Below are 20,070 nucleotides of genomic sequence, written 5' to 3'. Positions count from 1 at the left end.
GCTTAGAGGCCGGCCCAGGCTTCCACTTCCTCGACGAAGTGGTGCACGTCCAGGTAGCGGTTGTAGAGCGGCGTGGGCGAGATGCGGATCACGTCGGGCTCGCGCCAGTCGCCGAGCACACCGATACCGCGCAGATGCTCGAACAGCGCACGGCCGCGCTCGCGGCCACCGATCACACGCAATGACAGCTGGCAGCCACGGCGCTGCGGCTCGGCCGGGGTGATGATGTCGAGCACGCCGGACAGGCGTGCACGCACCAGTGCTTCGAGCATGCCGGTCAGTGCCAGCGACTTGCTGCGCAGCGCCTCCATGCCGGCGCGCTCGAACAGGTCCAGCGAGGCGCGCAGCGGCGCCAGGCCGAGGATTGGCGGATTGCTCAGCTGCCAGCCTTCGGCACCGATGGCCGGGGTGAACTGCGGCGCCATCTGGAAGCGGGTGGATTCCTCATGGCCCCACCAGCCGGCAAAGCGCGGCAGGCTGGTGTCGCGGTGATGGCGCTCATGCACGAACGCGCCGGCCACCGCGCCCGGGCCGCTGTTGAGGTACTTGTAGTGGCACCACACGGCGAAATCAGGGGCCACGTCATGCAGGCGCAGCGGCAGGTTGCCGACCGAGTGTGCCAGGTCGAAGCCGATACGCGCGCCCTGCAGACGTGCGGCGCGGGTGATCGCATCGAGGTCGAAGGCCTGGCCGGTGCGGTACTGCACGCCAGGCCACAGCACCAGCGCCAGGCGTGAACCGTGCTCGGCGATGGCATGCTCGATCGCGGTCAGTGAAATCGTGCCGTTGGCCTCGTCCGGCTGCACTTCCACCAGGCACTCGGCCGGGTCGAAGCCATGGAAGCGGATCTGTGCTTCCACCGCGTGGCGATCGGTCGGGAATGCGCCGGCTTCCATCAGGATCACCGGGCGCTCGGCCGTGGGCCGGTAGAAGCTGACCATCATCAGGTGCAGGTTCACGCTCAGCGTGTTCATTGCAACTACCTCGCTGGGCAGCGCACCGACCACGCGGGCCAGCTGCGCGCTCACCAGGCGGTGGTAGGACAGCCACTGTGTCGGGCCGGTGAAGTGGCCTTCCACCGCCAGCTCGCCCCACTGCTTCATCACTTCCTGCACGGCCGCCTGCGCGCCACGCGGCTGCAGGCCCAGCGAGTTGCCGACGAAGTAGGTCTGCTCGCCGCCGCCATGGCGCGGAATCAGGAATTCATTGCGCAGCGGGCGCAGCGGATCGGCGGCGTCCAGGGCAATGGCGTGGGTGCGGCTGAGCAGGTCGGACATGGTCGGGCAACAGGCTGCAACGGGACCGCCAGTGTAGCGCCTGGGGCATGGCCCGGTAGCTGCCAACCCAACGCCAGCGCCGCATGACCCGGTTGCCGCCAACCTTGGTTGGCGCACGTACAAGCAAGCGCCCACCAAGGTGGGCAACTACCAGAGCGGGAGCGAGCATGCGCCCACCAGGGTGGGCGACTACCGTTCGAGGCTCAGCCGACCGCTGGCGCCGGCAGCGGGTCCACGTGCCCGCACTGGCTGCAGGTACGCAGTTCCAGGCTGGCGTGATAGCGCGCAAACACCTTGGGCAGGTCGGTTTCGATGTTCTGCAGCGGGAAATACTCTTCGTGCAGCTTGTGGTTGCAGCGCTCGCAGTGCCAGATCACGCCGTCCATCTCGTGCGGCAGGCGCTTGCGCTCGACCACCAGACCGATACCACCGGGCGGGCGCCGCGGCGAGTGCGGAACCTTTGCCGGCAGCAGGAAGATCTCGCCGGCGCGGATCGGAATGTCGCGCACCGCGCCGTCTTCCTGCACCTTCAGCACCATCTCGCCTTCGAGCTGGTAGAACCACTCCGGGCCTTCGTCGTAGTGGAAGTCGGTACGCGAGTTCGGCCCGCCCACCACCATCACGATGAAGTCGCCGTTGTCGATCATCTTGTTGCCCACCGGCGGCTTCAGCAGGTGGCGGTTTTCTTCGATCCAGGCGTGCAGGTTGATCGGCGAAGCGAGCATGGTGGTCATCCGTAAGGGATCAGTCGCGCTTGCCCTTGCGCGGGACGTAGGACAGGGCCTTTTCATAGGCGGGCTGCAGCTCTTCCTGCGAACCGACGTCGATGCCCATCTCGCGCACGCGCCCGTCCTTCAGGCTGTAGACCCAGCCGTGCACCATCAGCTTCTGGCCGCGGGCCCAGGCGTCCTGCACGATGGTCGAGCGGCACAGGTTGGCCACCTGCTCGATCACGTTCAGTTCGCACAGGCGTGCGTGCTTGAACTCGTCGGTCTCGATCGCATCAAGGATGCCGGTGTGCTTCTGCATCACGTCGCCAACGTGGCGCAGCCAGTTGTCGGCCAGGCCGACGCGGGTGTTGTGCAGGCAGGCATGCACGCCGCCGCAGCCGTAGTGGCCGACGATCAGGATGTGCTTCACCTTCAGCTGGTCCACCGCGTACTGCACCACGCTCAGGCAGTTCAGGTCGGTGTGGGCGACCACGTTGGCGACGTTGCGGTGCACGAACACTTCACCCGGGGCCATGCCGATGATCTGGTTGGCCGGCACGCGCGAATCGGAACAGCCGATCCACAGGTATTCGGGGTGCTGCTGCTTGGCCAGCTGGTGGAAGAACTCGGGGTCTTCCTTCTCGATGCGGTCGGCCCAGTCGCGGTTGTTCTGCAGCAGTTTGTGGATGTCTTTCATGTATGGGTCCCTGGCGTCGGGTGGGGGCGCGCCGCAACCATCCGGCTGCGGCGCTGCGGGAATCTGGGGCGTTCAGTCGCTGCGGGCGGCCTGTTCGCGGTGCCAGCGCATCCACTGCGCCAACTCGGTGGAAGCGGGGGTGCCCAGCTGTTCCAGCTCGGCGATCACGGCGCGCTGGTTGGCATCGGGATGGTTCTGGCTCAGCTTGAGCTTCAGCTGCACCTGTTCGACCTGGAAACGGAAGCCGACGATGGCACGCAGCTCCGGGCCATGTTCGGCACGCGTGGCATCGAACTGCCAGGCCTGGCCGACACTGGATTCGAAGCGATCGCTGATCGCGCCGACCAGTTCGGCCAGCGCCTCGGTGTCGTCGAAGGTCTGCAGCTGGCCACGCAGCTCGGCGGCGGCGTAGTTCCAGGTGGGTACCCGCGCAGCGGGTTCCTTGTCCGGATACCAGCTGGCCGAGACGTAGCCATGCGGACCATCGATCAGTACCTTGGCCGCGCCGCGGTGGCGCGACTGCGGGTTGGCGCGCGCCCAGTGGCCGCGCAGTTCGATCTGGTCGCCGTCACGCCGGTACAGCACCGGCATCCGGGTCAGCTCCGGCAGGCCATCGCTGCCGGGCGTGAGCACGGTAACGAACGGGTCGCGCGCCAGCAGGCGGTCCAGCCAGAGCAGATCGGTCTCGGCGAAGGCGCGCGGGGTGAACATGCAGGGGTCAGGCGCGCCCGCCCAGCGACTGGATCATGCGGCCGCGCAGGCCCTCGTCGCTGTCGGCCTGCGGCGGCTGCACTTCGTGCAGGCTGAAGCCGCGCACCAGCGCGTCTTCCTCGTCCAGGCCGTCGTACTCGACGAATTCGGCGTCGAACAGCTGCGAACGCGCGGTGTCTTCGCTGTCATAGCTCAGCGTGTTGCCGTCGCTGTCGAGCACTTCGGCGGTGCCGGCCGGGCGCACGCGCAGGCGCGCCCAGATCAGGGTGTTGCCGAGGCTGGCCAGCCACCAGCTGTCGCGCGAGGCGGTGATGTCATTCATGGATGTGTTACCAGAGCGAGGCCAGCCAGAGCAGGGCGGCCATGCCCAGTCCGGCCAGCAGGGTCAGCAGCGATACCCAGGCCGGCGTCGCCAGCCCGGACAGCGAGCGGTCCGGCTGCTGGCGATAGTCACGGCGCAGCAGCCAGGCCAGGGCATCGGGCTTGAGGAAGGCGCCGCTGCCGAAGCGCTCGGCGAGCGCCGGATGGCGGTCGCGTACGTGCACCAGGGTCAGCGGCCAGAAGATCACGAAGGCACTGAACCCGGCCACTGCAACGCCGACGAAACAGAGGGCGAAGAACAGGGTCATGGGAGCGGTACCTCCGTGGTCGTGTGGGGCTTAGAAGTCCGCGCTGCCCGGGGCGCGCGGGTAGGGGATCGCATCGCGGATGTTGGACAGGCCACAGACGTAGACCACCAGGCGCTCGAAGCCCAGGCCGAAGCCGGCGTGCGGCACCGAACCATAGCGGCGGAAATCGCGATACCAGCTGTAGTGCTCACGATCCAGGCCGAACTGGGCCATGCGCGCGTCCAGCACGTCCAGGCGCTCTTCGCGCTGGCTGCCGCCGATGATCTCGCCGATGCCCGGGGCCAGCACGTCCATCGCGGCAACGGTCTTGCCGTCGTCGTTCAGGCGCATGTAGAAGGCCTTGATGTGCTCCGGATAGTTGGTCACCACCACCGGGCGGCCGACGTGTTCTTCGGTCAGCCAGCGCTCGTGCTCGGTCTGCAGGTCCAGGCCCCATTCGACCGGGAAGTCGAACTTCCTGCCGGACTTCTGCAGCAGGCTGACCGCATCGGTGTAGTCGATGCGCTCGAACGGCGCATTGATGAAGTCTTCCAGCTTGGTGATCGCGTTCTTGTCCACGCGCTCGGCGATGAAGGCCAGGTCGTCGCCACGCTCGTTCAGCACCGCGCGGAACAGGTACTTCAGGAACTCTTCGGCCAGGCGCGCGTCTTCGGCCAGGTCGGCGAAGGCGATTTCCGGTTCGATCATCCAGAACTCCGCCAGGTGGCGGGTGGTGTGGCTGTTCTCGGCGCGGAAGGTCGGGCCGAAGGTGTAGACCTTGCTCAGCGCCAGGCAGTAGGCCTCGACGTTCAGCTGGCCGGACACGGTCAGGAAAGTTTCCTTGCCGAAGAAGTCGCGGCTGAAGTCGATCGCGCCCTTTTCGTCACGCGGCAGGTTCACCATGTCCAGGGTGGACACGCGGAACATCTGGCCGGCGCCTTCGGCGTCGGAGGTGGTGATGATCGGGGTGCTGATCCAGTTGAAGCCGTTCTCGTGGAAGAAACGGTGCACGGCCTGGGCCAGGCAGTTGCGGATGCGGGTGACCGCGCCGAACAGGTTGGTGCGAGGGCGCAGGTGCGCCACTTCGCGCAGGAACTCCGGCGACATCGGCTTGGGCTGGATCGGGTAGGTGAGCGGGTCTTCGACCCAGCCGACCACGTTCAGCGTGCTGGCCTGGATCTCGAATGACTGGCCCTTGCCCTGCGACTTCACCAGGGTGCCGGTGGCGATGACCGAGCAGCCGCTGGTCAGGCGCTTGATCTCATCGAAGTTGGCCAGGCTGTCGCCGGCCACGACCTGGATCGGCGCGAAGCAGGAGCCGTCGCTCACATTCACGAAAGCCAGATTCGCTGAACCGCGCACCGTGCGCACCCATCCGCGTACCGTGACTTCGCCGCCTTCCGGGATCTTCCCGGCAAGCGCATGTTCAACGCTGACCACCGTCATGACTTGAATCCTCTGCTGATCGACTCGATCTGTGAACACGGGAGTTTACCGGTTGCAGCGTTCTGCTTGCGAGGCATTTTTCGTGGCAACGGCTCCTTATAATGTCCCCGTACCTCTGGAGTAGCCCCATGGCCGTCAGCCTGACCCCCATTGCCTTCGAGCGCGTGCAGCGCTTTGTCGCCCAGACCCCCGGCGCGCTGGGCCTGCGTTTCGGCGTGACCAAGACCGGTTGCTCGGGCTGGGGTCACATCACCGACCTGGCCCGCGACGAGCGCGAGGGCGATACCGTGTTCGACCAGGACGGCGTGAAGATCTACGTCGACGCCAAGAGCCTGGCGCTGGTGGACGGCACCGTGATCGACTTCGGCAAGCACGGCCTGAGCGAAACGTTCACGTTCAGCAACCCGAACGCCACCGCCGAGTGTGGCTGCGGCGAAAGCTTCACCACCGACGCCGACAAGGCCTGAGGGCTGGTTCTGGCGTCCGCCGGGCATGGCCGGGCGCTGGTAGATGCCGACCTTGGTCGGCGGGGAAGGGATCCACGGATGGAACGACCGCTTTTCATTTATCACCCCAACGCCTACGCCCTCTCCTTCGAAGAGGTCGACGGGGTCTGCGACTGCTGCGGTCAGCCGCGCACACTGCGCTACCGGGGGCCGTTCTACTCCGTTCTGAGCCCCGATTACCTGTGCCCCTGGTGCATTGCCGATGGCAGGGCAGTGGCCAGTTACGAGGGTGAATTCACCGGCTGGAGCGATATCGAGGGGGTATCCCCGGATCCGGCCGATCCGCCGCCGACCATCGCCCGCGAGCTGCTGCTGGAGATCTGCGAGCGCACCCCGGGCTACTCGTCCTGGCAGCAATCGGTCTGGCTGAGCCATTGTGAGCGGCCCTGCGCCTTCCTCGGTTACGCCGGCAGCGAAGATCTGCTGCCCATCCTCGACCAGGTCCGGCCAGATGTGGCGGCAGTCAATCCACGCGACGCCGACTGGGTGCTGGCGCACCTGAGCCGGGACGGGATGATGGTCGGCTGCCTGTTCCAGTGCCTGGAATGCGGCCAGCACCGCCTTCATGTGGATCTGGGGTAGCCCGGTTCAGGTTGCCCTGTGGCCCGCCGGTTGCCCGGCACCCCCATCTGCGCCATAATGCGCGGCTTCCTGCCTCCCCGGCGGGAATCCTTGCCCCACCGCGGTATCAACGGCGGGGGGCTGTCCGGCCGCAAGGCCACATCCGAAAGGTAGAAAAAAAACATGAGTCGTCATTACGAAATCGTGTTCATGGTCCACCCGGACCAGAGCGAGCAGGTCCCGGCCATGATCGAGCGCTACAAGTCGCTGGTCGAGAACGGCAACGGCACCATCCACCGTCTGGAAGACTGGGGCCGCCGCCAGCTGGCGTACCCGATCCAGAACCTGGTGAAGGCCCACTACGTGCTGATGAACATCGAAGCCGACCAGGCCGTTCTGAACGAACTGACCGAAAGCTTCCGCTTCAACGACGCCGTGCTGCGCAACCTGGTCATCAAGCGTGACGAGGCTGACACCGAGCAGTCGCTGATCATGAAGAGCAAGGACGAGAAGGGTGACAAGCCGGAGCGCGGTGAGCGCCGTCGTCGTGACGACGAAGAAGGCGAGTCCAACAACACCGCTGACAACGAAGCCGGCGACGACGCCGCTTCCGCCGCCTAAGGAGCCTTCCCATGTCCAAGTTCTTCCGTCGCCGCAAGTTCTGCAAGTTCACTGCTGAAGGTGTGAAGGAGATCGACTACAAGGATCTCAACACCCTGCGCCAGTACCTGACCGAGAACGGCAAGATCGTGCCGAGCCGCGTCACCGGTACCAAGTCGAAGTACCAGCGTCAGCTGGCGACCGCCGTCAAGCGCGCTCGCTTCCTGGCCCTGATCCCGTACACCGACAACCACGACGTCTGATGCCCGGCGGGGCGGCCCGGTGCCGCCCCCGCTGTGCCAGCTATTCGGACAGCCTTTGTTGCGGGGCATCGCCTCGCTAACGAATAACTTATCTGGAGCAATACCATGCAGCTGATCCTCCTGCAGAAAGTCACCAACCTCGGCAACCTGGGCGACCTGGTCGACGTGAAGCCGGGCTACGGCCGTAACTTCCTCGTGCCGCAGGGCAAGGCCGTGCCGGCCACCGAGAGCAACAAGGCCGAGTTCGAAGCCAAGCGCGCCGAATACGAAGCCAAGGCCCAGGCCATCCACGCTGACGCCGAAGGCCGCAAGGCCAAGCTGGAAGGCGCGAGCGTGACCATCGCCGCCAACGCTTCGACCGAAGGCAAGCTGTACGGCTCGGTTGGCCCGCGCGACATCGCCGAGGCCTTCACCGCCGCCGGCCTGCCGCTGGAAAAGAGCGAAGTCATCCTGGGCGAAGGCGCCTTCCGCAACATCGGCGAATACGACGTGCTGGTCCACCTGCACGCCGACGTCGAGACCACCGTCAAGGTCGTCGTCGTCGCCGAAGCCTGATCCCACGCCGCAAGGCCTGGAATCACCGCAGAACGGGCGCCCGCAAGGGTGCCCGTTTTGTTTTATGGCTCCGGTTCGGGGTGTCGAGCGACGTCCGGCCGACGAGGCAGGGCTGGACAATGTTCCACGCCCATTCGTAGAACACGGCCACATCGGTATACTCAGGGCGTCACACCCGTTCCACGGGCATCGATCCCAGCAGGATCAATGACTTGGAGGGTAAACGCAGGCCGCTTGCCGGCCCCAGTCCGGAACCCCTATGCGTCTTTCCACGATCAAGCTGTCCGGCTTCAAGTCGTTCGTCGATCCGACCACCCTGCACCTGCCGACCAACATGACCGGCGTGGTGGGACCCAATGGCTGCGGCAAGTCGAACATCATCGACGCCGTGCGCTGGGTCATGGGCGAGAGCTCGGCCAGCCGCCTGCGCGGCGACTCGCTGACCGACGTGATCTTCTCCGGTTCCAATGCCCGCAAGCCGGTGTCGCAGGCCACCGTCGAGCTGATCTTCGACAACTCGGACCACACGATTTCGGGCGAGTACGCCTCGTTCAACGAAATCTCGGTCAAGCGCACCGTCAGCCGCGACGGCACCAGCAACTATTACCTCAACGGCACCAAATGCCGCCGGCGCGACATCACCGACCTGTTCCTCGGCACCGGTCTGGGCCCGCGCAGCTACTCGATCATCGAACAGGGCATGATCAGCCAGATCATCGAGGCGCGCCCGGAAGACCTGCGCGTGTACCTGGAAGAGGCGGCCGGCATCTCCAAGTACAAGGAGCGCCGCAAGGAGACCGAGACCCGCATCCGCCACACCCGCGAGAACCTGGACCGGCTGGGCGACCTGCGTGACGAGATCAGCAAGCAGCTCGAGCACCTCAAGCGCCAGGCCAAGCAGGCCGAGCAGTACCGGGCCCTGCAGGAAGAGCGCCGGGTCAAGGATGCCGAGTGGAAGGCCCTGGAGTTCCGCGGGTTGGACGGTCGCCTGTCCAAGCTCCGCGAAGGGCTGTCGCAGGAAGAGACGAAGCTGCAGCAGCTGATCGCCGACCAGCGTGACGCCGAGGCCCGCATCGAGACCTCGCGCGTTCGACGCGAAGAGGCCGCCGATGCGCTCAACACTGCGCAGGCTGCGGTTTACCAGGTTGGCAGCACGCTGGCGCGCGTGGAACAGCAGATCCAGCACCAGCGCGAACTGTCGCAGCGCCTGCACAAGGCGCGCGACGAGACCCGCCAGGCGTTGGCGGAACTGGGCCAGCACATCAGTGGTGATGAGGCCAAGCTGAAGGTGCTGCGCGAGGCGGTCGAGGCCGCCACCCCGCAGCTGGAAGAACTGCAGGAAGAGAACGAGATCAAGCAGGAAAGCCTGCGCGAGGCCGAGGACCGGCTGGCCAGCTGGCAGCAGCGCTGGGAGCAGCACACCTCGCAGAGTTCGGAGGCGTCGCGCGCCGGCGATGTCGAGCGCACGCGCGTGGACTACCTGGACAAGCAGATCCTCGACGCTGACCGGCGTCGCGAGGCCCTGGCCGCCGAGCGCGCCGGCCTGGACGTGGACGCGTTGGAAGAAGCCTTCGAGCAGCTGCACCTGCAGCACGACACGCAGAAGACTGCGCTGGATGAATTGAGCGAAGACGTCGAGCTGCGCAAGCAGGGCGTGGCGGCCGTGCAGGAACAGCAGCGCAATGGCCAGAACGAACTGGCCGAACTGCGCAAGCAGGCCAACGGCCTGCGCGGTCGCCTTGCCTCGCTGGAAACCCTGCAGCAGGCCGCGCTGGGCCAGGAGCAGGGCGCTGCCGTGGCGTGGCTGAAGGCGCGTGGGCTGGATTCGGCAGCGCGTGTCGGCGAACGCCTGGACGTGGATGCCGGCTGGGAAAACGCGGTGGAAAGTGCGCTGGGCCAATTGATCGAAGGCGTGCTGGTTGATGATCCGGCCAGCCTGGTCGATGCGCTCGGCGAACTTGGCGAGGGCCACATCGCACTGGTCGCCAACGATGGCGCGGACCTGAAGGTCGCGCCGACCTCGCTGGCGGCTCGCGTGCGTGGCCCGGCCGCGATCCGTCGACTGCTGGCACACCTGCACGCAGCCAAGGACTTGTCCGAGGCGAAGGTGTTGCAGGGCACTCTTCCGGAAGGCGATTCGATCATCACCCAGAGCGGCGAGCGCCTGGGCCAGGGCTGGCTGCGCGTATCGCGCTCCGGTGCTGCCCAGCAGGGCGCGCTGCTGCGCGAGCGCGAGATCAACGAGCTGCGCGAGCAGATCGAGCAGCTGCAGGACCGCGAGGCCGAGCTGGAAGAGCAGCTTTCTGGTTTCCGTGAGCAGTTGCAGGCTGCCGAGCAGCAGCGCGAAGACGCACAGCGTGCGCTGTACCAGGCCCATCGTGCGGTCTCTGAACTGGCTGGCCAATTGCAGGGGCAGCAGGGCAAGGTGGAGGCGGCGCGCACGCGCATCGACCGCATCGAAGGCGAACTGAAGCAGCTGCAGGAAACGCTGGAAGCCAATAACGAGCAGGCGCGTGAAGCGCGCTCGCGGCTGGAAAACGCGGTCAGCAGCATGGGCGACCTGGAATCGACCCGGCAGCGGCTGGAGGGCGAGCGCCGCCAGCTGACCGAGGCCCGCGATCTGGCCAGAGACGCCGCGCGAGCAGTGCGCGAGCGCTCGCACTCGTTGGCGCTGACCCTGGAATCGCAGCGGGCGCAGCTGGCTTCACTGAGCCAGGCGCTGGAACGCATGGGTACCCAGCGCGGGCAGTTGGATTCGCGACTGGGCGAACTGCATTCGCAGCTGGACGAAGGTGATTCGCCGGTCGAGTCGCTGCAGGCCGAGCACCAGAACGCACTGGAAGAGCGTGTGCGGGCCGATCGCGTGCTGACCGAGGCGCGCACGCTGCTGGACGGCATCGACGCCGAGCTGCGCAATTACGAGCAGACCCGTCACCAGCGTGACGAACAGGCGCTGGCCCAGCGCGAGCGTATTTCGCAGCGCAAGCTGGACCAGCAGGCGCTGGTGCTCAGCGCGGATACCCTGCAGGGCGCGGTAGAGAAGGCCGGGTTCGTGCTGCAGGACGTGCTCAATGCACTGCCCGAGGACGCCCGCCTGGGTGACTGGGAGCAGGCCGTGCACCAGATCGATGGCCGCATGCGCCGGCTGGAGCCGGTCAACCTGGCCGCCATCCACGAGTACGGCGAGGCTTCGCAGCGTTCGGACTACCTGGATTCGCAGCACACCGACCTGACCACCGCGCTGGAAACCCTGGAAGATGCGATCCGCAAGATCGACCGCGAGACCCGCGGTCGTTTCAAGGACACCTTCGATCGTGTCAACGCTGGCGTGCAGGCGCTGTACCCGCGCCTGTTCGGTGGCGGCCACGCCTACCTGGAACTGACCGGTGAAGACCTGCTCGACACCGGTGTGACCATCATGGCGCGTCCGCCGGGCAAGCGCGTGTCCAGCATCTCGCTGCTGTCCGGCGGCGAGAAGGCGATGACCGCGGTGGCGCTGGTGTTCGCCATCTTCCAGCTCAACCCCGCGCCGTTCTGCCTGCTGGACGAGGTGGACGCGCCGCTGGACGAAGCCAACGTCGGCCGCTTGGCCAACATGGTCAAGGAAATGAGCGAAAAGGTGCAGTTCCTGTTCGTCAGCCACAACAAAGCGACGATGGAGGCCGCGCACCAGCTGTCGGGCGTGACCATGCGCGAGCCGGGCGTCAGCCGCCTGGTCAGCGTGGACCTGGAAGAAGCCGCGCGATTGGCGGGCGCGGCCTGACGTGCCATCCTAGTTACCTGAATGAACTAGCCGGAGAACCTATCGAATGTCCGACACGGCACTGTTGCGCATCGGCATCCTGGCCGCCGGCCTGCTGTTGATCGCCGCGATCTTCCTGTTTGGCCGTCCGAAAAAGAAGCCCCAGGGGCGCCGCGTGGAAGGCGCGGAACCGACCAGCGGCGAGCGCCGCGAACCGGTACTGGGCGAAGACGGCGTCGCCGTGGCCGATGGCCGCGTCGAACCGGGCATGGGCACGGAAGGCGAGCAGGCCGAACTTGGTCTGGGCGAAACCGACCCGGGCGCCAGTGATCTCGGCAAGCGCGCCACCCAGGATTTCGACAAGATCGTCTCCTTGTTCGTGGCTGCCCGGGCCGGCGAGCAGCTGCGTGGCGAAGACATCGTGGTGGCGGCCGAGAAGACCGGCCTGGTGTTCGGCCACATGAACGTGTTCCACCGCCTGGTGGAAGGTCACCCCGAGCGCGGCCCGATTTTCTCGATGGCCAGCATCATGAAGCCGGGCAGCTTCGACATGGCCAACATCCGTGCCATGGAAACCCCGGCCATCGCCTTCTTCCTGACCCTGCCGGCGCCGCTGACCGCGCTGGACGCCTGGGAGAAGATGCTGCCGACGGTGCAGCGCATGGCTGAACTGCTGGATGGCGTGGTGCTGGATGACAGCCGCAATGCCCTGGGCCGCCAGCGCATCGCACACATCCGTGACGAGCTGCGCGCCTACGACCGGCAGCACCAGGCCCCGCCGCTGACCAAGACCCCGCGCTGGTAAGCGCCATGGCGTGCCGACCAACGGTCGGCACCCACCCCGACCAACGGTCGGCACCCACCCCGACCAACGGTCGGCACCCACAACAGTAGATCCACGCCATGCGTGGATGGGGCGAACCAAGGTTCGCCCCCACCAACAGGGTCAGGCCGGTACGCCGGCCACCTTCGCGAACGCATGGCGGAACGCGGCCATTTCTTCTTCGGTGCCGACGGTCACGCGCACGCGCTGTGGCCAGATCGGCCAGCTGCGTCCGATCACCACGCCGTTGTCCGCCATCGCCTTGGCGAACGCGCTGCCATCGCGTTGCACGTCGACCATGAAGCAGTTCGCTTCCGACGGCACGCAGCTGAAACCACGCTTGCCCAGCCACGCGATGGTGGCCTGGCGCACCTTGGCATTCTGCAGGCGGCGCTGCGGAATCAACTGCGGATCGCGCAGGCTGGCCAGTGCCGCCGCCAGCGCCGGCACCGGCAGCGGGTTGTCGCCGAGGCTGGCCAGTTCGCGCAGGCGGTCGGGATGTGCGGCCGCCACGCCCAGGCGCAGGCCGGCCATGCCATATAGCTTGGAGAACGTGCGCAACACGATCAGGTCATCGCGCCGCGCCACCTGCGCGATCAGGCTCGGCTGTTCGCTGTACTGCAGATACGCCTCGTCCAACAGCACGCGGGTGGAAGCGGGCTTGTGGGCCAGCAGCCAGGCGAGCTCATCCGGTGGGCTGATCGAGCCGGTCGGGTTGTTCGGGTTGCACACATACAGCAGCCCGGTCGGGCGTGCGTGTGCGGCGGCGACCATCGCACGCAGGTCGTGTGCACCGTCCTCGCGCAGCGGCACTTTCTGCACGTGTGCACCGTGTGCGGCGGCGACCTCGCCCAGCGTCTCGAAGGTCGGGTCGGCCACTACCAGCCCCGCCTGCGGGCCGGTCCATAGCACGGCGGCGCGGTTCAGCGGCTCGCTGGAACCCGCATACAGCCGCACGTGATCAGCCGGGATGCGCGCCTGTTCGATGAAGGCATCGCGAACCTGTGCCGCCAGAGCGAAGCGGTAGCGGCCGCAGCTGGCGATGCTGTCGCGCGCCGCCTGCTGGGCGGCGGGCGAGGGGCCGTACGGGCATTCGTTGAAGTTCAGTAGTACGGCGCCTTCGGCAGGGGCTGGGGCGGCGGCTGTCGCGGGTTGGGCATGGCCGAGCTGCGGTAGGCCGGTGCCGGCGACGGCGAGGCCAGCACCGGCCAGTTGCAAGAAGCGTCGACGGGAAGCGGGCAGGGGCACGGGTGGGATTCCGAGGGGCAACCGTCGCACGCTAGCGCTGGTGGGCGTGGACGGCAAGCTGCTTTTCTGCGGAGTCGAACCATGTTCGACTGTAGATGTGCCAACCAAGGTTGGCACCTACCAGAGCTGGGGAGTGGTTGGCACCTACCAGAGCTGGAGGGTGGTCGGCACCTACCAGAGCGGGAAGGTGGTTGGCACGTACCAGAGCTGGGGAGTGGTTGGCACGTACCAGGGTGGGGGAGTGGTTGGCACCTGCCAGAGCGAGGGAGCACCAGTCGAGCAAGCTCGACGCTACAAAGGCGGGAGCGTTACAGGGCCTGACGGTCGGGCGCGGTAGAATCCCCGGCCATCCCAGAACCACCGGATCCCGATGAGCCCCAGCCCCGCCGAACGCGCCGAAGACCTTCGCCGGCAGATCGCCCAGGCCAACCGCGCCTACCATGAGCTGGACGCGCCGGAGATCACCGACGTCGACTACGATCGGATGGTGCGCGAGCTGGAAGCGCTGGAGCGCGAGCATCCGGAGCTGGCCCGTGCCGACAGCCCGACCCAGCAGGTCGGTGCGCGCCCCTCCGGCCGCTTCCCGGAAGTGCGCCACGCGGTGCCGATGCTGTCGCTGTCCAATGCCTTCAGCGATGAGGAAGTGGCCGACTTCGTGCGCCGCATCGATGAGCGCCTGGGCCGTCGCAGCCTGCGCTTCTCGGCCGAGCCGAAGATGGACGGCCTGGCGATCAGCCTGCGCTACGAAGACGGGCATTTCGTGCTCGGCGCGACCCGCGGCGATGGCAGTACCGGCGAGGACGTGACGGCCAACCTGCGCGAGATCGGTGATATTCCCAAGAGGCTGCACGGCAAGGACTGGCCGGATGTGCTGGAGGTGCGTGGCGAGGTCTACATGGCCCGCGCCGACTTCGAGTCCTACAACGAACGTGCGCGCCTGCAGGGCGGCAAGGTGCTGGCCAACCCGCGCAACGCCGCCGCCGGTTCGCTGCGCCAGCTCGACCCGAAGATCAGTGCCCAGCGCAGGCTGAGTTTCTTCGCCTACGGCACCGGCGAAGTGCAGGGCGGCGAGCTGCCGGACACCCATTCGGGCACACTGGCCCAGCTCGGTGCCTGGGGCTTCCCGGTCAGCGAGTTGTGCAAGGTGGTGGAAGGCACCGACGGCCTGCTCGGCTACTACCGCGATATCGGTGAGCGCCGCGATGGCCTGCCGTTCGATATCGATGGCGTGGTCTACAAGCTGGATGACCGCGCTGGCCAGCAGGCCATGGGCTTCGTTTCGCGTGCGCCGCGCTGGGCCATCGCGCACAAGTTCCCGGCGCAGGAACAGAGCACTACGGTAGAGGCGATCGAGATCCAGATCGGCCGCACCGGTGCTGCCACACCGGTCGCGCGGCTGGCACCGGTGGCGGTGGCCGGCGTGATCGTGTCCAACGCCACGTTGCACAACGCCGACCAGATCGCACGCCTGGATGTGCGCGTGGGTGACAGCGTGATCGTGCGCCGCGCCGGTGATGTGATTCCGGAAGTGGTCAGCGTCATCCTTGATCGCCGCCCGCCGGGCACCACGCCGTGGCAGATGCCGACGCGCTGCCCGGTGTGCGGCTCGGAAATCGTGCGCGAGGAAGGTGCTGCCGCATGGCGCTGCTCGGGCGAACTGTCCTGCCCGGCGCAGCGCAAGGAAGCCATCGCCCATTTCGCCTCGCGTCGCGCGATGGATATCGATGGCCTGGGTGACAAGTACATCGAAACCCTGGTCGACGCGGGCATCGTCAAGAGCGTGGCCGACCTGTACCGGCTCAGCCGCGATACGCTGCTGCACCTGAAGCTGGTGCTGGACGCCGAGGAGCCGTCGGCGCTGGCAGCGGCGCTGAAGCTGCACCTTCCCGCCGAGGGCAGTGGTGCGGTGCTCAATGCGGTGCTCAAGCTGGACGGCAACGATCCGGGCTGGCGCGCGCAGGCGCTGGCGCAGCCGGCCAGCTTCGAATGGAACACGAAGAAGATCGCCACCAAGTGGGCCGACAACCTGATCGCGGCGATCGACGCCAGTCGTGCGGCCACGCTGGAGCGCCTGCTGTTCGCGCTCGGCATCGAGCATGTGGGCGAAAGTACCGCCAAGGCGCTGGCGCAGTGGTTCGGTGACCTGGAGCTGATCCGTCACCTGCCGTGGCCGCTGTTCAAGCGTGTGCCGGACATCGGTGGCGAAGTGGCGCGTTCGCTGGGCCACTTCTTCGAGCAGCAGGGCAACCAGCAGGCCATCGATGACCTGCTGCAGGTCGGTCAGGTGCGCATCAGCGATGTGCATGCGCCCAGTGCCAAGCTGCGCGAAGGGCTGGATCTGGCGCAGCTGCTGGTCGAATCGGAGATCCCTGGCATCACCCGCCTGCGCGCCGAAAAGCTGGTGGCTGCGCTTCCCGGCGCACAGGCGGTGCTCGACGCCGAGCATGGCCAGTTCGTCAACGCCGGTCTGCCCGATGACACCGCGCGCGGTCTGGCCGAATGGCTGGACGCTGATGGCCACGGTGCGATGCTGTTGGCCGCCGAGAACGCGATGCGGGAGATCCTGGCCAAGGCGCCGGCGCTGGCCGAGATCGTGGCCGGCCCGCTGGATGGGCAGACCGTGGTGCTCACCGGCACCCTGGCCCAGCTCACCCGCGATGCCGCCAAGGAACGCCTGGAAGCGCTGGGTGCCAAGGTCTCCGGCAGCGTGTCGAAGAAGACCAGCTTCGTGGTGGCCGGTACCGAGGCCGGCTCCAAGCTGGACAAGGCGCAGTCGCTGGGCGTGCCGGTATGGGACGAAGACCGCCTGCTGGCCTACCTCGCCGAACACGAATGATGACCCCGCCGGGTGCCTGGCGCCCGGCATGAAACACAAAGGAACACCGATGCAGACCGCTCCGCTGGATTTCCGCCTGGCCACCCGTGCCGACGAAGAACTGTTGATCGCGTTGATGCGCGAGTTCTATGCCGAAGACAAGATCGACTTCGACGACGCGCGCGTGCGTCGCGGCGTGGACGCGCTGCTGGCCGATCCGCGCAATGGCGAGGTGCTGCTGTGGCTGGACGAGGCCGCCGAGGTGGTGGGCTACGCAGTGATCGCGATGGGTTTCAGCCTGGAGCAGGGCGGCCACTTCATGCTGCTGGACGAGCTGTACCTGAGCCACCGCGCGCGCGGCCGCGGCCGCGGCAAGCAGGCGCTGGCCATCTGCGAACAGCGCGCTCGCGGGCGTGGCGTCAGCCGCCTGCGGCTGGAAGTGAACCACCACAACGAACTGGCCCGGCGCCTGTACCTGGCCAGTGGCTACATCGATGACACCCGCGATCTGCTGACCCTGCCGCTGGATCATCCGCGCCCGGAGGGCATCCTGTGAGCGAGGCCCTGCTGCGCGCGCTGCAGCAGCGTGCCGCGCTCAACGCGCTGGTGCGCCGCTTCTTCGCCGATCGAGATGTGCTGGAGGTGGAGACGCCGATCCTGTCGGTGGCCGGCAACACCGAGCCCAACATCGACAGCTTCCATACCGATTTCACCGGCCATGTCGATGCCGGTGGCCGCCGCCGCTGGCTGCGCACCTCGCCGGAGTATCCGCTCAAGCGCCTGCTGGCGGCGGGCGTGGGTGACTGTTACGAACTGGGCCGGGTGTTCCGCAACGGCGAGGCGGGCGGCCGCCACAATCCGGAATTCACCATGCTGGAGTGGTACCGGGTCGGTTGGGACCACCATCGCTTGGTGCAGGAAACCGCCGAGCTGGTTGGCCAGGCGCTGGCCCTGGTCGGGCGCAGTGCGACGCTGCGTGTGCTCAGTTACCGCGAGCTGTTCCAGCAGTACGTGGGTGTGGATCCGTTCGATGCCGATGAGGCCGCGTTGCGTGGCGCGCTGGGCGAGGTACATATCGACCCGGTCGGGCTGACCCGCGATGACTGGTTGGATCTGCTGATGACCCATCATATCCAGCCGCATTTCGATGACGCGGTGATGACCGTGGTCCATGATTGGCCTGCCAGCCAGGCCGCACTGGCGCGCATTCGAGCCGGCACGCCGCCGCTGGCCGAGCGTTTCGAGCTTTATCTGGGGGCCGTGGAACTGGCCAACGGCTATCACGAACTGAACGACGCGCACGAACAGCGTGCGCGATTCCAGCGTGACCTGCAGCGACGCCATGAGCGGGGCCAGGTGCAACCGTCCGTGGATGAGGCGCTGCTGTCGGCGTTGCCATCGATGCCTGCCTGCGCTGGCGTGGCGGTGGGTGTCGATCGGTTGTTGATGGCGATGAACCGCACGCCGCGTATCGCCGATGTGCTGGCTTACGACTTCGCCCACGCGTGAGCGCGGTGCGCACGTTCCTGAACATCGAAGGCTGAACGGAATTCCGCGTTTCCGCGCTTGCTTCGGCAAGCAGGATGATGCTCTTATCACGGCAGATGCCGGACACTGGCACGCAGTTCATCCATTCCTGCTGGGGAAGGCTTTGGTCAAGTGGTTTGCGGTTGTCGCTGCACCGGTGTACTCCATCGCGCTCTGGGGTGCCTGGCTGCCGTCATCGGCGTCGGCCCAGCAGGCGGGCTATGACGGCGAAGTGGTGACCTGCGAATCGCGCGACATGGGCTGGGTGCATTGCGATATCGACGTCAGCAATGGCATCGACCTTGTGCGCCAGTTGTCCAGCAACAGTTGCATCCGTGGCAGCGAATGGGGCACCGACCGCAGTGGCGTGTGGGTCACCCTTGGCTGCCGCGCAGAGTTCCGTGCGCGTCGTGCGGAAGGTGCAGCGCCTGCGGCAACGGAAGGCAAGCGCCTGGTCCGCCGTGTGGTGCGCTGCGAATCCAATGGCCGCCCGCAGAGTTGCCCGGTGCGCCTGGACGGGGCGCCGGTGCGCCTGTTGCGCCAGCTGTCGGTGCTGCCGTGCCGCGAAGGGCAGGGCTGGGGCTACAAGCGCAATGAAGTCTGGACCAGCCGCGGTTGCCAGGGCGATTTCGAAGTGGCTGACGAGGACGGCCGTTTTGTCGACGTGCCACGCCGCCTGACCTGCGAGTCGAAGTCGAAGAAGCGCCGCTTCTGTGGGGCGAGCATTTCGGTCGGCGCGGTCGTTACCGAGCAGTTGTCCAGCACGCCGTGCGAGGAAGGCAGTACCTGGGGCTGGAGCCGCAACGGCATCTGGGTGGACGGTGGCTGCCGCGCCGAGTTCTCGGTGAATTGAGCCCGGGCAGGCTCCAACCACGCGGGGCGTGGCCCTACAATGGGCCCATGAACACTGCCTCCGACATCGACTACGCCCGTTACGACCATATCCGCCCGATCCTGTGGACCGGCGATGCCCTGCAACTGCTGGACCAGCGCAAGCTGCCGTTCTTGGTCGAGCATGTGGTCTGCCATGACAGTGACGAAGTGGCGGCGGCCATCCACGCGTTGACCGTGCGCGGTGCGCCGGCCATCGGCATCGCCGCCGCCTGGGGCGTGGTGCTGGCCGCACGTGACGTGCAGGCTGCAGACGGTGCGCACGCGCTGCAGCAGCTGGAACCGGCGCTGCAGCGCCTGAACGCATCGCGCCCGACCGCCGTCAATCTGGCCTGGGCGCTGGCGCGCATGCGTCGCTGCCTGAACGTCGCCGGCGCCGACTGGAAGGCTCTGCTGGAAGCCGAAGCGCAGGCCATTGCCGAGGAGGACCTGGCCGCCAACCGCCACATGGGCGCGCTGGGCGCGGGCCTGATCGAGGCCGGCAGCGGCGTGCTGACCCACTGCAACACCGGCTCGCTGGCCACCGCCGGCTTCGGCACGGCACTGGGCGTGATCCGTGCCGGCATGGCCCAGCACCGCATCGCCCGCGTGTTCGCCGGCGAGACCCGTCCGTGGCTGCAGGGCGCACGCCTGACCGTGTGGGAACTGCAGCAGGATGGCATCGACGCCACCCTGATCGCCGATTCGGCAGCCTCGCACCTGATGAAGACCGGCGCCGTGCAGTGGGTGATCGTCGGTGCAGACCGCATCTGCGCCAACGGCGATACCGCCAACAAGATCGGCACCTATCAGCTGGCCATCGCCGCTCGCCACCACGGGGTCAAGTTCATGGTGGTGGCGCCGTCCTCGACCGTGGACATGGAGACCGTGGATGGCAGCCAGATCGAGATCGAGCAGCGCGACCCGGGCGAGCTGTACGGCGTGGGCGGCACCCGCACCGTGGCCGAAGGCATCGCCGCCTGGAACCCGGTGTTCGACGTCACCCCGGGTGAACTGATCGATGCCATCGTGACCGAGCGCGGCGTGATCCTGAACCCGACCCCGGAGAACATGCGCGCCGCCTTCGGCGGCTGACGCGCGGGGGGGAGGG

Annotated in this window: 20 protein-coding genes; 12 read left to right on the top strand and 8 right to left on the bottom strand. The window is 67.0% G+C overall.

Annotation, left to right across the window (positions count from 1 at the left end):
- Window positions 1-2: 2 nt before the first annotated feature.
- From kynU to asnS, 7 genes are all read right to left on the bottom strand, one after another.
- A complete protein-coding gene (kynU, locus tag MG068_RS13485; protein WP_032127677.1) occupies window positions 3-1,277 on the bottom strand; it encodes a kynureninase in 1,275 nt (424 codons plus the stop codon).
- A gap of 203 nt (window positions 1,278-1,480) precedes the next feature.
- On the bottom strand, window positions 1,481-2,002 hold the full coding sequence (locus tag MG068_RS13480) for a 3-hydroxyanthranilate 3,4-dioxygenase (protein WP_132810460.1): 522 nt from the start codon (window positions 2,000-2,002) through the stop codon (window positions 1,481-1,483).
- A 19-nt stretch (window positions 2,003-2,021) separates the two neighbouring features.
- Window positions 2,022-2,684 (bottom strand): carbonate dehydratase, encoded by a 663-nt coding sequence (gene can, locus MG068_RS13475; protein ID WP_132810459.1) that lies wholly within the window; start codon window positions 2,682-2,684, stop codon window positions 2,022-2,024.
- A gap of 72 nt (window positions 2,685-2,756) precedes the next feature.
- Window positions 2,757-3,395 (bottom strand): FMN-binding negative transcriptional regulator, encoded by a 639-nt coding sequence (locus MG068_RS13470; RefSeq protein WP_132810458.1) that lies wholly within the window; start codon window positions 3,393-3,395, stop codon window positions 2,757-2,759.
- A gap of 7 nt (window positions 3,396-3,402) precedes the next feature.
- On the bottom strand, window positions 3,403-3,717 hold the full coding sequence (locus MG068_RS13465) for a hypothetical protein (RefSeq protein ID WP_006453002.1): 315 nt from the start codon (window positions 3,715-3,717) through the stop codon (window positions 3,403-3,405).
- A 7-nt stretch (window positions 3,718-3,724) separates the two neighbouring features.
- Window positions 3,725-4,024: a hypothetical protein gene (locus tag MG068_RS13460; RefSeq protein ID WP_005417403.1), complete on the bottom strand. Its 300-nt coding sequence runs from the start codon at window positions 4,022-4,024 to the stop codon at window positions 3,725-3,727.
- A gap of 30 nt (window positions 4,025-4,054) precedes the next feature.
- On the bottom strand, window positions 4,055-5,449 hold the full coding sequence (gene asnS / locus MG068_RS13455) for an asparagine--tRNA ligase (RefSeq protein WP_132810457.1): 1,395 nt from the start codon (window positions 5,447-5,449) through the stop codon (window positions 4,055-4,057).
- 128 nt (window positions 5,450-5,577) lie between these two features.
- On the opposite strand from asnS, the gene MG068_RS13450 reads away from it, so the two are divergent.
- The 7 genes from MG068_RS13450 to zipA all read left to right on the top strand — a co-directional run bounded on the left by MG068_RS13450 (window position 5,578) and on the right by zipA (window position 12,481).
- Window positions 5,578-5,916 (top strand): HesB/IscA family protein, encoded by a 339-nt coding sequence (locus MG068_RS13450; RefSeq protein ID WP_006376495.1) that lies wholly within the window; start codon window positions 5,578-5,580, stop codon window positions 5,914-5,916.
- Window positions 5,917-5,994: 78 nt separating this feature from the next.
- The gene (locus MG068_RS13445; RefSeq protein WP_132810456.1) at window positions 5,995-6,537 is read left to right on the top strand and encodes a CbrC family protein; all 543 of its coding nucleotides are present in this window, start codon (window positions 5,995-5,997) and stop codon (window positions 6,535-6,537) included.
- Between the two features lie 162 nt (window positions 6,538-6,699).
- A complete protein-coding gene (gene rpsF, locus MG068_RS13440) occupies window positions 6,700-7,137 on the top strand; it encodes a 30S ribosomal protein S6 (RefSeq protein ID WP_005410228.1) in 438 nt (145 codons plus the stop codon).
- 11 nt (window positions 7,138-7,148) lie between these two features.
- Window positions 7,149-7,379, top strand: a complete 231-nt coding sequence (gene rpsR, locus MG068_RS13435) for a 30S ribosomal protein S18 (protein WP_002804494.1) — start codon at window positions 7,149-7,151, stop codon at window positions 7,377-7,379.
- Between the two features lie 105 nt (window positions 7,380-7,484).
- On the top strand, window positions 7,485-7,934 hold the full coding sequence (gene rplI, locus MG068_RS13430; protein WP_005410227.1) for a 50S ribosomal protein L9: 450 nt from the start codon (window positions 7,485-7,487) through the stop codon (window positions 7,932-7,934).
- Between the two features lie 259 nt (window positions 7,935-8,193).
- On the top strand, window positions 8,194-11,697 hold the full coding sequence (gene smc, locus MG068_RS13425) for a chromosome segregation protein SMC (protein ID WP_132810455.1): 3,504 nt from the start codon (window positions 8,194-8,196) through the stop codon (window positions 11,695-11,697).
- A gap of 46 nt (window positions 11,698-11,743) precedes the next feature.
- On the top strand, window positions 11,744-12,481 hold the full coding sequence (gene zipA / locus MG068_RS13420; protein WP_006376490.1) for a cell division protein ZipA: 738 nt from the start codon (window positions 11,744-11,746) through the stop codon (window positions 12,479-12,481).
- Between the two features lie 141 nt (window positions 12,482-12,622).
- Here the strand turns inward: zipA and MG068_RS13415 are convergent, their stop codons facing one another.
- Window positions 12,623-13,747, bottom strand: coding sequence for a pyridoxal phosphate-dependent aminotransferase (locus MG068_RS13415; RefSeq protein ID WP_132810454.1), 1,125 nt, complete (start codon window positions 13,745-13,747; stop codon window positions 12,623-12,625).
- A 364-nt stretch (window positions 13,748-14,111) separates the two neighbouring features.
- On the opposite strand from MG068_RS13415, the gene ligA reads away from it, so the two are divergent.
- The 5 genes from ligA to mtnA all read left to right on the top strand — a co-directional run bounded on the left by ligA (window position 14,112) and on the right by mtnA (window position 20,054).
- Window positions 14,112-16,583 (top strand): NAD-dependent DNA ligase LigA, encoded by a 2,472-nt coding sequence (gene ligA / locus MG068_RS13410; RefSeq protein WP_206138719.1) that lies wholly within the window; start codon window positions 14,112-14,114, stop codon window positions 16,581-16,583.
- A 49-nt stretch (window positions 16,584-16,632) separates the two neighbouring features.
- Entirely contained in the window at window positions 16,633-17,118 is a 486-nt protein-coding gene (locus MG068_RS13405; protein ID WP_032127684.1) for a GNAT family N-acetyltransferase, read from the top strand.
- Complete coding sequence (gene epmA / locus MG068_RS13400; RefSeq protein ID WP_132810452.1) at window positions 17,115-18,071, top strand: EF-P lysine aminoacylase EpmA; 957 nt, start codon at window positions 17,115-17,117, stop codon at window positions 18,069-18,071. Before MG068_RS13405 ends, epmA begins: the two co-directional genes overlap by 4 nt.
- A 142-nt stretch (window positions 18,072-18,213) precedes the next feature.
- On the top strand, window positions 18,214-18,942 hold the full coding sequence (locus tag MG068_RS13395) for a DUF3011 domain-containing protein (RefSeq protein ID WP_087923014.1): 729 nt from the start codon (window positions 18,214-18,216) through the stop codon (window positions 18,940-18,942).
- 47 nt (window positions 18,943-18,989) lie between these two features.
- Entirely contained in the window at window positions 18,990-20,054 is a 1,065-nt protein-coding gene (gene mtnA / locus MG068_RS13390; protein WP_132810451.1) for an S-methyl-5-thioribose-1-phosphate isomerase, read from the top strand.
- Window positions 20,055-20,070: the final 16 nt, after the last annotated feature.

Origin of the sequence: Stenotrophomonas sp. ASS1, from assembly GCF_004346925.1 — a bacterium.
Classification (GTDB): domain Bacteria; phylum Pseudomonadota; class Gammaproteobacteria; order Xanthomonadales; family Xanthomonadaceae; genus Stenotrophomonas; species Stenotrophomonas maltophilia_A.
The sequence above is the reverse complement of the archived record's forward strand: the minus strand, read 5'-3'. Positions and strand labels throughout refer to the sequence as shown.

What these genes read in the sequence shown, in the direction of transcription:
- mtnA (WP_132810451.1), top strand. Translation starts at nt 18,990, where the DNA reads ATGAACACTGCCTCCGACATCGACTACGCCCGTTACGACCATATCCGC.
- smc (WP_132810455.1), top strand. Translation starts at nt 8,194, where the DNA reads ATGCGTCTTTCCACGATCAAGCTGTCCGGCTTCAAGTCGTTCGTCGAT.
- rplI (WP_005410227.1), top strand. Translation starts at nt 7,485, where the DNA reads ATGCAGCTGATCCTCCTGCAGAAAGTCACCAACCTCGGCAACCTGGGC.
- MG068_RS13460 (WP_005417403.1), bottom strand. Translation starts at nt 4,024, where the DNA reads ATGACCCTGTTCTTCGCCCTCTGTTTCGTCGGCGTTGCAGTGGCCGGG.
- MG068_RS13480 (WP_132810460.1), bottom strand. Translation starts at nt 2,002, where the DNA reads ATGCTCGCTTCGCCGATCAACCTGCACGCCTGGATCGAAGAAAACCGC.
- kynU (WP_032127677.1), bottom strand. Translation starts at nt 1,277, where the DNA reads ATGTCCGACCTGCTCAGCCGCACCCACGCCATTGCCCTGGACGCCGCC.
- MG068_RS13450 (WP_006376495.1), top strand. Translation starts at nt 5,578, where the DNA reads ATGGCCGTCAGCCTGACCCCCATTGCCTTCGAGCGCGTGCAGCGCTTT.
- MG068_RS13470 (WP_132810458.1), bottom strand. Translation starts at nt 3,395, where the DNA reads ATGTTCACCCCGCGCGCCTTCGCCGAGACCGATCTGCTCTGGCTGGAC.
- MG068_RS13405 (WP_032127684.1), top strand. Translation starts at nt 16,633, where the DNA reads ATGCAGACCGCTCCGCTGGATTTCCGCCTGGCCACCCGTGCCGACGAA.
- rpsR (WP_002804494.1), top strand. Translation starts at nt 7,149, where the DNA reads ATGTCCAAGTTCTTCCGTCGCCGCAAGTTCTGCAAGTTCACTGCTGAA.
- MG068_RS13465 (WP_006453002.1), bottom strand. Translation starts at nt 3,717, where the DNA reads ATGAATGACATCACCGCCTCGCGCGACAGCTGGTGGCTGGCCAGCCTC.
- asnS (WP_132810457.1), bottom strand. Translation starts at nt 5,449, where the DNA reads ATGACGGTGGTCAGCGTTGAACATGCGCTTGCCGGGAAGATCCCGGAA.
- MG068_RS13445 (WP_132810456.1), top strand. Translation starts at nt 5,995, where the DNA reads ATGGAACGACCGCTTTTCATTTATCACCCCAACGCCTACGCCCTCTCC.
- can (WP_132810459.1), bottom strand. Translation starts at nt 2,684, where the DNA reads ATGAAAGACATCCACAAACTGCTGCAGAACAACCGCGACTGGGCCGAC.
- zipA (WP_006376490.1), top strand. Translation starts at nt 11,744, where the DNA reads ATGTCCGACACGGCACTGTTGCGCATCGGCATCCTGGCCGCCGGCCTG.
- rpsF (WP_005410228.1), top strand. Translation starts at nt 6,700, where the DNA reads ATGAGTCGTCATTACGAAATCGTGTTCATGGTCCACCCGGACCAGAGC.